This is a genomic window from Kribbella sp. NPDC050281 (assembly GCF_040655855.1).
Lineage (GTDB): Bacteria > Actinomycetota > Actinomycetes > Propionibacteriales > Kribbellaceae > Kribbella.
Map to the genome: position 1 here is coordinate 250,312 of NZ_JBFAKS010000004.1, position 14,982 is coordinate 265,293.

Here is a 14,982-nt window from a genome sequence, read left to right on the forward strand (position 1 = left end):
ATCATCAAGCACAGCCGATCTCGTGTCTCATCCGCGCCCGGAGCGAAGCGAGGACGTGGATGAGCACAACCGGCCTGGGTTCGCTCCCAGGTGACGACATCCGTGAGTGGACGAAGGTGCTGCTCGAGGCTGTCGACATCCCGTTCCTCGCCGAACTGCCGGCCCGTCCGTACGGCGACATGCTCAGCCGGGCGGTCGCCGTACTGAACGAGCTTGCCGCGGACCTGCAGCCGGCCGGCTGGCGGCTCACCGGGGGTGGTGATCCGCGGGCGAGCCTGGACCAGCGGCGGGCACGGTCGCTGCTGGCTGAGGACCTGGATGTGCTCGAAGAGTTGGCGGACGGTTACACCGGGCCACTGAAGCTGCAGCTGACTGGACCGTGGACCCTGGCGTCCACTGTGGAGTTGCCGCGCGGTGACAAGGTGCTGGCGGACCACGGTGCCCGGCGGGACCTTGCTCAGACGCTGGCGTCGGGCCTGAGCGACCACGTGGCCGAGGTACGACGACGCGTGCCTGGTGCCGAGGTCGTCGTACAGATCGACGAGCCGGGGCTGCCTGCTGTGCTGGCTGGAGCCGTCCCGACCGCCAGTGGCTGGAGCAAGCACCGGTCTGTGGACGGTCCGGGTGCGGTCGAGTTGCTCAGTCTCGTGACCACGCAGGCACCGACAGTGATCCACTGCTGCGCCGCACGACCGCCGATCGAGGTCTTCACGAAGGCCGGCGCCGCCGGGGTCGCCGTGGACATCTCGCTGCTCAACAACGCTGCCTGGGATCAGATCGCCGTCGCGGCCGAGGCCGGCAGCACTCTCTACGCAGGCTTGATCCCGACGACCGGCGCTCTGCCGAACGAGGAGCAGGCCGCGGACCCACTGGTCCGGCGCTGGCGTGAACTGGGCCTCGACCCCGAGATCCTCAAGCAGGCCGTGATCACACCCGCGTGTGGACTGGCTGCCTCCCCGTCTCCGGCCGATGCGCGGTCCCGCCTCGAACTCCTCCGGCGTACCGCGGATGCCGTCGCCGAAGCCGCGGAGCACAGCTGAAACGTCGGCGGTCCCGCCCCACACCCCGCCGCCGAAGGCGGCCGTTCTTCTTGCCCGGGAACGTCGGTGGCGGGCTGTAGGTTTTGCACATGAGCACGGAGATTCCTGCTGCGCCGGCTGAGGTGCGGGAGCGGCATGCCGATTTGAGCAAGGAGATCGAGGACCACCGGGTGCGGTACTACCTGGCCACCTCGACGATCTCGGACGCGGACTTCGACGCGCTGATGCACGAGTTGCAGGCGATCGAGGAGCAGTACCCCGAGCTCCGCACGCCGGACTCGCCGACGCAGAAGGTCGGCGTACCGATCTCCACCCTGTTCACCCCGGTGCAGCACCCGACCCGGATGGAGAGCCTGGGCAACGCGTTCTCCGCCGAGCAGATGGAGGCCTGGGCGAAGCGGCTGGAGCGGGAGGTGACCGTCCAGCAGATCCACGACAGCGGCTTCATATGTGAGCTGAAGGTGGACGGCCTCGCCCTCGACCTGGTCTACGAGAACGGCCGCCTGGTCACCGGCGCCACTCGCGGCGACGGCCGCACCGGTGAGGACGTGACGCCGAACGTCCACACGATCAAGAGCATCCCGAACGAGTTGGAGGGCAAGGACCACCCGGCCTTCCTGGAGGTCCGCGGCGAGGTCTACTTCCGGGTCGAGGACTTCGAGGAGCTGAACGCGCAGCTCGTCGAGGCCGGCAAGGACCCGTTCTCGAACCCGCGCAACAGCGCCGCCGGTTCGCTGCGGCAGAAGGACCCCCGGGTGTCCGCGAGCCGGCCGCTGCGCTTCGTCGTCCACGGCCTCGGCCGCGTCGACGGGTACCACGTCGCGCGGCTGTCGTCGGCGTACGACCAGCTGAAGGCCTGGGGCCTGCCGGTCAGCGACCGGGCCCGCAAGGTCGAGACGCTCGACCAGGTGAACGAGTTCATCGCGTACTACGGCGAGAACCGGCACTCGGTCGACCACGAGATCGACGGCGTCGTGGTGAAGGTGGACGAGGTCGACCTGCAGCGCGCGCTCGGCTCCACCTCGAGCGCGCCGCGCTGGGCCATCGCGTACAAGTACCCGCCCGAGGAGGTCACCACCAAGCTCCTCGACATCGAGGTGAACGTCGGCCGGACCGGCCGCGTCACGCCGTACGGGAAGATGGAGCCGGTCCGGGTGGCCGGCTCGACGGTCGAGTTCGCGACCCTGCACAACGCGCAGGAGGTCAAGCGCAAGGGCGTGTGGATCGGTGACACCGTCGTACTGCGCAAGGCCGGCGACGTGATCCCGGAGATCCTCGGCCCGGTGATCGACCTGCGGCCCGACGACGCCCACGAGTTCGTCATGCCGACCGAGTGCCCCTCCTGCGGTACGACGCTGCGCCCGATGAAGGAAGGCGACGTCGACATTCGCTGCCCGAACAACAAGTCCTGCCCGGCGCAGCTGCGGGAGCGGCTGTTCCACCTGGCCGGCCGATCCGCCTTCGACATCGAGGTGCTCGGCTTCAAGGGCGCGGACGCGCTGATCAGTGGCGGCCTGATCACGGACGAGGGGGACCTGTTCGCGCTGACCGAGGAGGACCTGGCCCGGAGCTCGTTCTTCACCACCAAGGCCGGGGCGCTGTCGGCGAATGCCCAGCGCCTGATCGCGAATCTGGAGCAGGCCAAAACCCAGCCGCTGTCCCGCGGCCTGGTCGCGCTGTCGATCCGCCACGTCGGCCCGACCGCGGCGCAGGCCCTGGCCGCCGTGTACGACGACATCGACGCGGTGCGGGCGGCGAGCGAGGAAGAACTGTCCGAGATCGAGGGCGTCGGACCGACCATCGCGCACGCGGTGATCGAGTGGTTCGCGGTGGACTGGCACCAGGCGATCGTGGACAAGTGGAAGGCAGCCGGCGTCGAGCTGCGGCAGGAGCGGACGGGTCCGACCGTCGAGCAGACGCTGACCGGTCTGTCGATCGTGGTCACCGGGACGGTCGAGGGGTTCAGCCGTGACGAGGCGACCGAGGCGATCGTGTCCCGGGGTGGCAAGGTGGCCAGTTCGGTCTCGAAGAAGACCTCGTTCGTGGTGGTCGGTGACTCGCCGGGGTCGAAGTACGACAAGGCCGTCCAACTCGGCGTACCGATCCTCGATGCCCCCGGTTTCCGCGTCCTGCTGGACGACGGCGCGGACGCTGCCGCCGAGGTTGCGACCACCCCCGAACCGGGAGACGCGTAGCGCACCGGATTTCCACGGATTCGGCGGCCGGATTGAGCCGTCGGACTGTTAACTTTGCACGTCTACACGTGGGTTCAGAAGGAGCGAATATGACGACGCCGCCGCAGGGACCGTGGGGTCCTGGGCAGCCGGGGGGCCAGCCAGGCGGGCAGCAAGGGGGACAGGGAGGTCAGGGCGGCTGGGGACAGCAGCCGCCGGGCCAGGGTGGTGGCGGTTGGGGCCAGCGCCCGCAGCAGCCGCCGCAACAGGGTCAGCCCCCACGCCAGGGGCCCCCGCAGCAAGGCCAGCCGCCGCAGCAGGGCCAGCCCCCGCAAGGGCAGCCTCCGCAGCAAGGCAGGCCCCCGCAGCAGGGTGGTGGCGGTTGGGGCCAGCAGCCGCCTCAGCACGGCCAGCCAGGCCAGCCCGGCCAGGGGCAACCTGGCCAGGGCCAGGGCGGTTGGGGCCAGCGTTCCCCGCAGCAGCAGCAAGGCGGCGGCTCCTACCAGCAGCAGCCGTGGAGTCAGCAGGGCCAGCAGCAGGGCGGTTGGCACCAGCAGCAAGGTGGTCAGTCCGGCCAGCAGCAGTGGCAGCAGGGCGGTTCCGGCAAAGGTCCCGGTGGCATCAGCAAGGAGAAGATGCCGCTGGTGATCGGTGGCGGTGTCGTCGGCATCGTGCTGATCGGTCTGCTCATCTTCCTCGGTGTCCGCGCCCTCGGCGGTGACGACAAGCCCGAGGCCGGTCCGAGCAACGGGCAGTCGCAGCCGACCGGCAACCAGAGGAACGGCGAGGACGACGGTTCTCTCGGCGAGTCGACCGGTCAGGCGAAGACCGCGACCGAGAAGCTCCAGGGCATCGGGTTCCGCTGCAGCGACCTGTTCAACACCGAGCAGGGTGCGCACCGCGGCTGCTTCAAGTACGACGGCGCGACCGAGGCCGAGGCGGTCTTCCAGTTCCAGAAGGACGGCACCATCCTCGGCGTCCTGCTGCGGTCGCAGAACGAGGACAACGTCAACAACGCCGGCGTCACCTTCGACGCCGAGCTGCAGGCGATCGGCAACGACACGTTCGGCGGCAGCGAGGTCAAGAAGATCCAGGACGCGGTCAAGACCGGCCAGAAGTCGCAGAAGGTCGGCAGCAGCTGGGGCGAGTTCGAGCTGCGCAACGACGGCGACGACGTGCAGCTGTCCGGCGGCAAGTCCGGCGCCGACTCGCTCGACCTGCCGCGGAAGGCGTTCGACACGACCGAGCCGCAGCTGGTCGCCGCGCTGAAGACGAAGAAGTACGTCTGCACGAGCTCCTGCAGCAAGCAGGTCGGGAAGTACGGTTCGCAGCGGGTCTACTCCTACGCCGGCAAGGGCGAGGGCATCCGGTCGCTCGAGGTGAGCGCGTCCGGTGACCCGGCGGACGTGAAGACGGCGTTCCCGGCCGCGGTGAACGACGCGTTCGGCGCGCTGAAGGGCGAGGACGTGGCCGCGGTGAAGGAGTACGTCGACAAGCACAGTGACGGCAAGTCGTACGCTGCTTATGTGGCCGGATGGCGGGTCGAGATCACCGGCAACAGCGAGGACGACTACGCCTCGCAGCGGATCTCGGTCAGCTACGAGACCTTCTACGTCTGAGCAAGCGCACAACGGAGGCCGGATGAAGTTCCCCCGCGAGAAGCGGGATCCCCGGACGGTGGTCAAACCGCCGCCGGAGGCATCCCCGCGGGTCGACGGTGGTGGGCCCTGGGGGCCCACCCAGTTCGACCTCCCGGAGCGCTCCGGCAGCAACAGCCAGGCGATCCTGATCGTGGCCCTGGTCGGGGTCGTCGTCCTGCTGGTGATCGCAGGGCTGTGGACGCTCGCCTACTTCAAGTTCACGTAGGCGAGCGGGTCGGGACTGCTCAGGCAGTCGCGCGGATGGTGACTGCCAGCGACGCCAGGTAGCTGAGCCGGGCCACCTCGGAGGCCAGGAACTCCGGCCCGCCACGACGCCCGATGACCAGCATCCGGCGGTCGGACTCCAGCGGCGCGGCCACCAGGACCGACTCTGCCAAACCCTTGTGCTCCAGCGGGGACGCCATCGTGGTGGCCTTCTGCAGCGGCAGCCAGGTCGCTGCCACGTCACCGAACTCCGGAGTGGCGCTGGTCTCCAGGGCGACCTTCACCTCACCGCCCGTGCCGTCGAGCAACGCGGCCCAGTCGGCGTGCAGCACGGCCGGGGACTGCTCGACGAGGATGTCGATCGCGTCCGCGGGGGCAGACGTCATCTGCTCCACGGCCTCGAGGTCCATGTGCAGTCCGCCGCCGGCGCCGTAACGGGAGAACCAGATGACCTCGACGTCCGCGACGCTGTTGCATGCGGAGACCAGTCGGTCCGGCAGTACGCCGGTCGGCACGTCGACGACGATGTCGTCGACGGCGGTGCCGTTCTCACGGCGGTGCTCGACGATCTCGATCGCGTGGATGTCGGCGTTCACCTCGCCGAGGGCGGTGGCCACGGTGCCGAGCGAACCGGGCCGGTCCGGGATGATCAAGCGCAGCAGGAACACCGAACGATCATCTCCCAGCCGATCACCTTGCGCGTAACGCCCTGTCGCGGCCCATGTTACAGAGCGGAACCCGAAGACACGCCCGGCCCTCTCGGCCATCGCACCCCGCGGCGTTGTCCACAGCCCGGGGGACAAGGAAACGCGACCGATACACGAGCCCACTAGGATGGCCGGGTCCGGGCCGATTTCACCCCGGTCAATCCTCAAGAAACCATTGGATCAGTTCATGCCATCGATTACCCGCGAAGAGGTCGCGCACCTGGCGCGACTGGCGCGGATCGAGCTCACCGACGACGAGCTCGACCATCTCGCCCCGCAGCTCGACCAGATCATCACCTTGGTCGGGCAGGTCAGCCAGGTGGCCGCGGACGACATCCCGCCGACCTCGCATGCCCTCCCGCTCACCAACGTGATGCGCGCGGACGAGAACGTGCCGTGCCTCACACCCGAGCAGGCGCTGTCCGGTGCGCCGGCCGCCGAGGAGCAGCGATTCCGGGTGCCGCGGATCCTGGAGGAGGACTGACATGAGTGACCTGATCCGCAAGACCGCGGCTGAGCTCGCGGAGCTGATGACGTCCGGCCAGGCCAGCTCGGTGGAGATCACCCAGGCGCACCTGGATCGGATCGCTGCCGTCGACGGCGACGTGCATGCGTTCCTGCACGTCGACACGGAGGGCGCGCTGGCGCAGGCCGCCGCAGTGGACGCCCGCCGCGCGGCGGGCGAGGAGCTCGCTCCGCTGGCCGGTGTCCCGCTGGCGCTGAAGGACGTGCTCACCCAAGAGGGTGTTCCGACCACGGCCGGCTCGAAGATTCTCGAGGGCTGGAAGCCGCCGTACGACTCGACCATGGTGAAGCGGCTGAAGGCGGCCGGCATCGTCATCCTCGGCAAGACCAACATGGACGAGTTCGCGATGGGCTCCTCGACGGAGAACTCGGCGTACGGCACGACCCACAACCCGTGGGACCTCGGCCGGATCCCGGGTGGCTCCGGCGGTGGGTCCTCGGCCGCGCTGGCGGCGTACGAGGCACCGCTCGCGATCGGCACCGACACCGGTGGCTCGATCCGGCAGCCCGGCGCGTTCACCGGCACCGTCGGGGTCAAGCCGACGTACGGCGGGACCTCGCGGTACGGACTGATCGCGCTGGCGTCTTCGCTCGACACGCCTGGTCCGTGTGCGCGGACGACGCTGGACGCGGCGCTGCTGCACGAGGCGATCGCCGGCTACGACCCGATGGACTCGACCTCGATCAATCAGCCGGTCCCGGCCGTCGTCGCGGCGGCCCGCAACGGTGACGTGACCGGCCTGCGCGTCGGCGTGGTCAAGGAGCTCGGCGGCGAGGGGTACCAGCCTGGTGTCGAGGCGCGCTTCCACGAGGCGGTCGAGCTGCTCACCAAGCTCGGCGCCGAGGTGGTCGAGGTGTCCTGTCCGCACTTCCAGTACGCGCTGCCGGCCTATTACCTGATCCTGCCGAGCGAGGCCTCGTCCAACCTGGCCAAGTTCGACGCGATGCGGTACGGGCTGCGGGTCGGCGACGACGGCACGAACAGCGCGGAGAAGGTGATGAACCTGACCCGTGAGGCGGGCTTCGGCGCCGAGGTGAAGCGCCGGATCATGCTCGGCACGCACGCGCTGTCGAGTGGGTACTACGACGCGTACTACGGCCAGGCGCAGAAGGTGCGGACGCTGATCGCCCGCGACTTCGTCAACGCCTACGAGCAGGTCGACGTGCTCGTCTCGCCGGCGACGCCGACGACGGCGTTCGCGATCGGTGACCGGATCGACGACCCGATCGCGATGTACAAGAACGACCTCTGCACGATCCCGTCCAACCTGGCCGGCAACGCGGCCGCGTCGTTCCCGTGTGGTCTGGCCGACGAGGACAACATGCCGGTCGGCTTCCACGTGATGGCGCCGGTGCTGCGCGACGACCTGTGCTACACCGTCGGCGCCGCGCTGGAGTCCGCGCTGGCCGAGCAGTGGGGCGGCGTACTGATGACCAAGGCTCCGGAGCTGGAGGTGACCCGATGACCGCAGACGTCCTCGAGATCGACGACGCGCTGGCGCAGTACGACCCGGTGATGGGCCTCGAGGTCCACGTCGAGCTGAACACGAAGTCGAAGATGTTCTGCGGCTGCCCGACCGTGTTCGGCGCGCCGCCGAACACGCAGACCTGTCCGGTCTGCCTCGGCCTGCCGGGCGCGCTGCCGGTGGTGAACCGCCGCGGCGTCGAGTCCGCGATCAAGATCGGCCTGGCGCTGAACTGCGAGATCGCCGAGTGGTGCCGGTTCGCCCGGAAGAACTACTTCTACCCGGACATGCCGAAGAACTTCCAGACCTCCCAGTACGACGAGCCGATCGCGTACAACGGGTGGACCGAAGTGGTCGTCGACGGGGAGACCTACCGGATCGAGATCGAGCGCGCCCACATGGAGGAGGACACCGGCAAGTCCACCCACGTGGGCGGCGCGACCGGCCGGATCCACGGCGCCTCGCACTCGCTGGTCGACTACAACCGGGCCGGCATCCCGCTGATCGAGATCGTGACCAAGACGATCGAGGTGCCGCCGGCGAAGGCGGCGGCGGTGGCGCGGGCGTACGTGAGCATGCTGCGCGACCTGCTGTTCGCGCTCGGTGTCTCCGACGTCCGGATGGACCAGGGTTCGCTGCGCTGCGACGCCAACGTGTCGCTCAAGCCGCGCGGCTCGTCGACGCTGGGCACGCGCACCGAGACCAAGAACGTGAACTCGTTCCGTTCGGTCGAGCGTGCGGTGACGTACGAGATCACCCGTCAGGCGGCGGTGCTGTCGAGCGGCGGCAAGGTCGTCCAGGAGACCCGGCACTGGCACGAGGACACCGGCATCACCACCTCCGGCCGGGAGAAGTCCGACGCCGAGGACTACCGGTACTTCCCGGAGCCGGACCTGGTCCCGGTGGCTCCGTCGCGCGAATGGGTCGAGGAGATCCGCGCTTCGTTGCCGGAGGCACCTTCACTGCGCCGGGTCCGGCTGCAGGAGGAGTGGGGCTTCACCGACCTCGAGATGCGCGACGTCGTCAACGGCAACGCGCTCGAGCTGATCGTCACGACGGTCGACCTCGGGGTGAGCCCCGCGGCCGCCAAGAAGTGGTGGCTGGGTGAGCTCGCCCGGGCCGCGAACGAGAGCGGCAAGGACCTGGCCGAGCTGGGTATCAGTCCGACTGATGTCTCCAACGTGCAGGTCCGGGTCGACAAGGGCGAGCTGAACGACAAGCTGGCTCGGCAGGTCTTCGATGGTCTGCTCAAGGGTGAAGGCACCATCGACGAGATCATTGCCGCGCGGGGCCTTGCCCTGGTGTCTGACGACTCGGCTCTGATCGAGGCGATCGACCGCGCGATCGCGGCCAACCCGGACGTGGTCGAGAAGGTCAACTCCGGCAAGCCGGCCGCGGCCGGTGCGCTGATCGGCGCGGTTATGAAGGACATGCGCGGTCAAGCGGATGCTGCCAAGGTCCGCGAGCTGCTGAACGCCAAGCTGGGCATCTGAGCCTGGTCGCCGGACCCCCGCAGGTATCGCCTGCGGGGGTCCGACGCGGTTTCACGCTGCTTTCTTGTCCTTGTGGGGTGCGTTCGCGATGACCTCGCGTTCGACGCGGCCGTCGTCGTCGACGTCGGTGGCGTCGGCGAGCAGCGTTCGCGCGACGGACAGTTCTTCGGATGGGCAGCGCACCTCGAAGCGCGTCGGCACGACCTCGGTCGTCACCGCGTCGGGCCGGTTCCGCACCAGTCCCCGGAACAATCCCCACAGCGCACCGATCAGTACGCCGTACACGAAGCCCCAGACGACGACGGCAAGGCCGGTCAAGGTCGTCTCGGCGACGAGGGTGACGAACACGGCGGCGAGGATGCCGAGCAGCGCGCCCTGCAAGGCGCCGATGCAGGTCAGCTTGGCGACCGGGACGACCCGTTTCCTGCGGGCCTGTCTCAGGCCGGATCCGACCACCTCCAGGCTGCCCGCTTCCATCCCGTAACTGCGCAGATAGCTGACCGTCTGCTGAGCATCCTCGAAGGTGCCCACCGAAGCGACCACACTGCTGGGGACAACGGACACCTGATCGGGCCGCATCACCAACTCCTCCCTCAACCGGTTGTTCTGTAAGGCTTCCCCCCACTAGTACCAGACGCGCAAAGCCTTGAAACGGTTGGCGGTCAACGGCTGATGGTGATGCGGAGAATTCTGTCGTCGCCGTCGCGCGTGTCGCCGCGGCCATCGGTGTTGGAAGTGGTCAGCCAGAGCGAGCCGTCCGGTGCGGCCTCGACCGTGCGCAGCCGGCCGAACTGGTTGGTGAAGAACGCCTGTGGCTCGCCGGTTCGCTTGCCGTTGGCAACTGGTATGGCCCACAACCGCTCGCCCCGGAGCGATGCCATGAAGATGTGCCCCTGCGCGAACGCGATCCCGCTCGGCGACGCGTCGTCGGTCTGCCACTGCGCGATCGGATCCGCCATGCCGTCGAGTCCGCTCACGCCCTCAGCGGCCGGCCATCCGTAGTTCGTGCCGGCGGTGATCGCGTTGAGCTCGTCCCAGGTGTTCTGGCCGAACTCGGCGGCGTACAACTGCTTGCCGTCGAAGGCGAGGCCCTGCACGTTCCGGTGGCCCTTGCTGAACCAGAGCCGGCCGTCCGGGTTGCCGGGCGCTGCCTTGCCGTCGGTGGTGATGCGCAGGATCTTCCCGCCCAGCGACCCGTCGTCCTGGGAGTTCGGCCGCTCGGACCCATCACCTGTTCCGGCGTACAGGTACCCGTCGGGGCCGAACCGCAGTCGCCCGCCGTTGTGGACCGCCGACTGCGGGATCCCGTCGAGGATCACCTGCTGGTCGGACAGTTTGTTGTTCTGGTACGTGATCCGGGCGATGCGGTTGTCGTCGCCGGTGGAGTAGTAGGCGTAGATGTACGGCTTGCCCGGGTACCCAGGATCCACCGCCAGCCCGAGCAGTCCGCCCTCGGACGACGGGTCGACGTCGTCCACCTCGCCGACCTCGCTCACCTGTCCGCCGGCGACCCGCTTGATCTTGGCCGAATCCCGCTCCGCGACGAGCGCACTCTTGTCCGGCAGGAATGCGAGCCCCCACGGTATGTCGATCCCCGTCGCCACCGTCGACGCGACAGTCAGCTTGACCGGCCCTTGCTGACTCGTGCTCGGCGCGGCGCTGGATGTCGTACCGGTGCTGCTCGGTGCTGGCGTCGTACTGGGTGCGGTCGTGCCGGGATTCGCTGTCGCCGCGCCACCGTCATCGGAGCACCCCGCCGCCAATGCCAGCGCGGTCAAAACCACCGCAGTCCGTCCCCGCTGCCTGACCCTGGTCCCGCCCACGCCGTCTCCTCAGGTCGTCCTGCCTCCCAAGCTAGCGTCCAACACCAGCCCGTACGGCGGGAATCACCCGAGCTGAAACCAATTCGAGAGACCGCAGCGCCGCCTCGTGCGACACGGTTGGAAGCCGCAACCAGTGGGCGAACTGCACGAACCGGGTCGCCGCGTGCAACTCGATCAGCCGGTTGGCGACGTCCTCCGGCGTACCGATCAGGTAGTCCTCCCGCCGCAACGCCGGTGGCTCGGTCCCGCCGTACGACGCGATTTCCCCTTCCAGATAAGCGATCCCGGGCGCCGCGTCGGACCAGGCTCGATCCGCGTCCTCATCCACATGCATGATCCCGGTGCAGATCAGCGGCGGCGGCTCGTCGACGACCTCGTCCAGCAGCTTCCGCCGGGCGATCAGATCCGCCGGGGTCGCGCAGTAGATGATCACCCCGTCGCCCACCCGCGCAGCCCGCCGCAACCCCGCCGCCGTCACTCCTGCGGCGTAGATCGGGATCCGATGGCCGGGCCGCGGTGTCACCGACAGGTCGCCCGTCCAGGCCCGCCGGATTGCCTCCACGCCTTCTTCGAGCAGAGCCCCGCGCCGTCGTCGATCGGCTCCGAACGCGGCGAACTCACGCTCGGCGTACCCCTGACCGACCCCCAGCACGAACCGCCCGCCCGACACCAGGTCCAGCACCGCCGCGTCCTCCGCCACCCGCAAAGGATGATGCAGCGGCAACACCAGCACGTTGGTCCCGACCCGGATCCGCGCGGTTCGCCCCGCAAGCACCCCGGCCATCACCAACGGCGAAGGCAACATGCCGTCCGCGGTCAGGTGATGCTCCGACAACCAGGCCCCCGCGAACCCGAGCTGGTCGGCAACCACCACCTCCTCCACCCGTTCCCCCGAGTACGCCGCCCCCGCCTCCCGAACGTCCACCAGAACCCCGAACTCGACAGCCACCCAACCACCGTCTCCCGCCCCGCCGGCCCCCGTCCAATGCCAACCACGCCCGTAGTCCATGCACCCCACACATGGGGTACTGGGGCGTTCCGGTTTGTATGGGTGAACTGTATGGGTTGTACCTGTTGGTCACCGTGCGCGCTCCTTAGGATCCGTACCGCATCTATGGCTCGGGGGAGTCGAGAGCGGTGGGCGCGATGTACGGGTGGGGTCTGCCCCAGGGGCGGAAGACTTTGGCGCGGCGTGCGATGGCGGGTTTCTGCGCGCTGGCAGTGGGACTGTTCGGATCGGTGGTCGTGGCGCCGGCCGAGGCTCAACCGGCGGCGGTGAGCAGCACGGCCGCCGACGACTCTCCGGCCAAGCGGGCGAAGGCGACCGGGAAACGGGTCGAGGTGCCGGAGAAGCGCACCGAGACCACGCAGACGTTCGCCAACCCGGACGGCACCTTCACGCTCGAGCAGACCAACATCCCGGTCCGCGTGAAGCGCGGCGACCAGTGGGCCGACATCGACACGACACTCGAGAAGAGCGCCGACGGCCGGGTGCGGCCGAAGGCGACCGCGCTCGACATGACGTTCTCCGGCGGCGGCACCGGTCCGCTCATCGTGATGACGTCCGACGGCCACGAGCTCGCGCTCAGCTGGCCCGGGACGCTGCCCCAGCCGGCCGTCGACGCCGACAACGTCACCTACCCGAACGTGTTCCCCGACGTCGACCTCAAGATCACCGCCTTCGCCGACTCCTACAGCGAGGTCCTGATCGTCAAGACCCCGGCCGCGGCCCGGCTGCCGCAGCTGCAGAACCTCGACCTCGGGATGAAGGCGCCCGGCCTGACCGTGGCGAAGTCCAGGGGTGGCGTGATCGAGGCGAAGGACCACCTCGGCAAGCTGGTCTTCAGCGGATCGCAGCCGATCATGTGGGACTCCCGCGGTACGGCGACCGCACCGACGGACGACGACCGGACCGAGGCTCCGCTCGAAGGCGACAAGGTCGTCCAGCTTCCGGCCGCGGTCTCGAAGAAGGCGCTGACGATCAGCCCGGCGCTCGCGCTGCTGAACGACGCCGCGACGCGGTACCCGCTGTACATCGGCCCGACGTTCAACTCGGCGCAGTCCGGTCGCGCGATGATGAACGAGCACTACCCGACCACCCCGTCGTGGAACTGGGAAGGCCCGGAAGGCGTCGGATACCAGTCGTTCGAGCCGTGGAGCCGCAAGCGCCTGATCTACAAGATGGGGATCTCCGGTCTCGCCGGCGCCCACATCACCTCGGCCATCTTCAGTGCCTACGAGACGTGGGCCGCCAGTTGTACGCCGAAAGCGGTGGAGGTCTGGAAGGTCGCCGCGATCAACACCGAGGTGAACTGGAGCAACGGGTCGGGCTCGAACGTCTGGCTGAAGAAGCTCGCTTCCGCGACCGACGCGGCCGGCCGGGACGAGTGCCTGCCGAACGGCAAGTGGCTCGAGTTCAACGTGCTGACCGCGGTCGCCGAGCAGGCCGCCGCGCGGAGCGGCTGGGTCCATCTGGGTGTGCGCGCGACCAACGAAGCCGACTCGCTGGCCTGGAAGAGATTCCACAAGGCGGTCAAGTTGACGATCACCTACAACTGGATCCCGCAGGTCTCCGGCATGCGGACGACGGATCCCACGTCGGGTTGCGCGACCGACTACCAGAACCCGGCCCGGCTCAACCAGACCAGCCCGGTCCCGCACGTCAAGATCCTCGACAGCGACCTGCAGCCGTCGTCGGCAGGCTTCGAGTTCTGGTACAACGGCGGCGGGGCGGCGGCCCAGCGGCTGCCCAGCGTCACCAAGGTCAGTGGCAGCACGATTGACTTCACGCCACAAGCCGATGTCGCACCGCTGGAGACGAACCGGTTGATCGGCTGGCGGGTCCGTGCCTGGGACGGTGTCGACTACTCGGCCTGGTCGCCGTTCTGCTGGTTCATCATCGACACCTCCAAACCGGTGGCTCCGGACGTCACGATCACATCGGGGGAGGACAAGATCTACTCCCTCGGTGAGACGGTCAGCGTCAAGATCGTCGCGACCGCCGTCGACCAGAACTACTTCCGCTACACCATCGACAGCGAGGAGCCGACGAGCGCGAACATCCCGGTCAGTCCCGGCACCTTCACCTTCACCGCCACGAAGACCGGCCCGACGGTGATCAGGGCCTGGGCCTACGACCGCTCGAACAACCGCAGTGCCTTGTACGGCGAGGCGGTCGCAAAGGTCCAGACGGGCGCCGCAGCCGGTATCTGGAGGATGGATGAGGGCTCGGGAGTCACGACAGCGGACTCAAGTACGTTCGGGCGTCGACTCAACCTGGCCACGACGGCGACCTGGGCGCCCGGGGACCGGTGGGATCCGTCGGCGACGAAACAGGACTGGTCGGTCGCGCTGACCGGCGGTGCCACGCTGGGTTCGCCGGCGAGCGACATCGTCGACACCAGCCGGAGCTTCAGCGCCAGCGTGAGAGTGAAGCTGGGAAACACACCCGGGCGTCAGATCGCGTTGAGCGAGGACCGCGCCGGCACCAGTGGATTCATGCTGGGAGTCCAGAGCCAGGACTTGTCCGATCCTGGCGATCCCAAGGCCGTGTGGTCCTTCTCGATCCCGAACCCGAATGGATCCGGCGAGTTGTCGGTCCTGTCGCAACCCACGCCGTACCTGGCCGGTGACTGGGTCTATCTCACCGGCATTTACGACTCCGGGGAACACACGCTGACCCTGTTCGTCGGCGAGGACGCGGTGGCGACGACCGCGAACATCCCTCCGACGACGGACGCACCCGGGCTGCTGCGAGTCGGTACCGGCACGGTCGCGAGTGTGGCCCGTCCGATCGACGGTCAGGTCGACGACGTTCGCATCTACCCCGGTCCGATCGACAACGCCGCGGTCTACACGGACCTGTACGACTCCGCCCCGACCAACTGAG

13 protein-coding genes are annotated in these 14,982 nt (G+C 68.6%); 8 read left to right on the forward strand and 5 right to left on the reverse strand.

Features of this window, described 5'->3' with window-relative positions:
* The first annotated feature begins 59 nt into the window (after positions 1–59).
* A complete protein-coding gene (locus AB0I34_RS07005; protein WP_360440717.1) occupies positions 60–1,040 on the forward strand; it encodes a methionine synthase vitamin-B12 independent in 981 nt (326 codons plus the stop codon).
* Positions 1,041–1,129: 89 nt separating this feature from the next.
* Positions 1,130–3,235, forward strand: coding sequence for an NAD-dependent DNA ligase LigA (gene ligA / locus AB0I34_RS07010; RefSeq protein ID WP_360440720.1), 2,106 nt, complete (start codon positions 1,130–1,132; stop codon positions 3,233–3,235).
* A gap of 74 nt (positions 3,236–3,309) precedes the next feature.
* Here the strand turns inward: ligA and AB0I34_RS07015 are convergent, their stop codons facing one another.
* Complete coding sequence (locus tag AB0I34_RS07015; RefSeq protein WP_360440723.1) at positions 3,310–3,765, reverse strand: hypothetical protein; 456 nt, start codon at positions 3,763–3,765, stop codon at positions 3,310–3,312.
* An 84-nt stretch (positions 3,766–3,849) separates the two neighbouring features.
* Between AB0I34_RS07015 and AB0I34_RS07020 the strand changes: the two genes are divergently transcribed.
* Positions 3,850–4,833 (forward strand): hypothetical protein, encoded by a 984-nt coding sequence (locus AB0I34_RS07020; protein ID WP_360440726.1) that lies wholly within the window; start codon positions 3,850–3,852, stop codon positions 4,831–4,833.
* A 22-nt stretch (positions 4,834–4,855) separates the two neighbouring features.
* Positions 4,856–5,080: a hypothetical protein gene (locus tag AB0I34_RS07025; protein ID WP_360440729.1), complete on the forward strand. Its 225-nt coding sequence runs from the start codon at positions 4,856–4,858 to the stop codon at positions 5,078–5,080.
* A gap of 19 nt (positions 5,081–5,099) precedes the next feature.
* Here the strand turns inward: AB0I34_RS07025 and AB0I34_RS07030 are convergent, their stop codons facing one another.
* A complete protein-coding gene (locus AB0I34_RS07030) occupies positions 5,100–5,747 on the reverse strand; it encodes an ACT domain-containing protein (RefSeq protein WP_360440732.1) in 648 nt (215 codons plus the stop codon).
* Positions 5,748–5,973: 226 nt separating this feature from the next.
* On the opposite strand from AB0I34_RS07030, the gene gatC reads away from it, so the two are divergent.
* The 3 genes from gatC to gatB are packed head-to-tail and all read left to right on the forward strand — an operon-like array spanning position 5,974 to position 9,270.
* A complete protein-coding gene (gatC, locus tag AB0I34_RS07035; protein ID WP_131355449.1) occupies positions 5,974–6,270 on the forward strand; it encodes an Asp-tRNA(Asn)/Glu-tRNA(Gln) amidotransferase subunit GatC in 297 nt (98 codons plus the stop codon).
* Position 6,271: 1 nt separating this feature from the next.
* Positions 6,272–7,777 (forward strand): Asp-tRNA(Asn)/Glu-tRNA(Gln) amidotransferase subunit GatA, encoded by a 1,506-nt coding sequence (gene gatA / locus AB0I34_RS07040; protein WP_360440736.1) that lies wholly within the window; start codon positions 6,272–6,274, stop codon positions 7,775–7,777.
* Entirely contained in the window at positions 7,774–9,270 is a 1,497-nt protein-coding gene (gatB, locus tag AB0I34_RS07045; RefSeq protein ID WP_360440739.1) for an Asp-tRNA(Asn)/Glu-tRNA(Gln) amidotransferase subunit GatB, read from the forward strand. Before gatA ends, gatB begins: the two co-directional genes overlap by 4 nt.
* A gap of 51 nt (positions 9,271–9,321) precedes the next feature.
* On the opposite strand, the gene AB0I34_RS07050 is transcribed toward gatB, so the two are convergent.
* The 3 genes from AB0I34_RS07050 to AB0I34_RS07060 form a co-directional block, all read right to left on the reverse strand.
* Complete coding sequence (locus AB0I34_RS07050) at positions 9,322–9,849, reverse strand: hypothetical protein (protein ID WP_360440742.1); 528 nt, start codon at positions 9,847–9,849, stop codon at positions 9,322–9,324.
* An 83-nt stretch (positions 9,850–9,932) separates the two neighbouring features.
* Complete coding sequence (locus AB0I34_RS07055) at positions 9,933–11,054, reverse strand: PQQ-dependent sugar dehydrogenase (RefSeq protein ID WP_360440745.1); 1,122 nt, start codon at positions 11,052–11,054, stop codon at positions 9,933–9,935.
* A 70-nt stretch (positions 11,055–11,124) separates the two neighbouring features.
* The gene (locus tag AB0I34_RS07060) at positions 11,125–12,042 is read right to left on the reverse strand and encodes an LLM class flavin-dependent oxidoreductase (protein WP_360440748.1); all 918 of its coding nucleotides are present in this window, start codon (positions 12,040–12,042) and stop codon (positions 11,125–11,127) included.
* Between the two features lie 197 nt (positions 12,043–12,239).
* On the opposite strand from AB0I34_RS07060, the gene AB0I34_RS07065 reads away from it, so the two are divergent.
* Entirely contained in the window at positions 12,240–14,981 is a 2,742-nt protein-coding gene (locus AB0I34_RS07065; RefSeq protein WP_360440816.1) for a LamG-like jellyroll fold domain-containing protein, read from the forward strand.
* Position 14,982 lies beyond the last annotated feature (1 nt).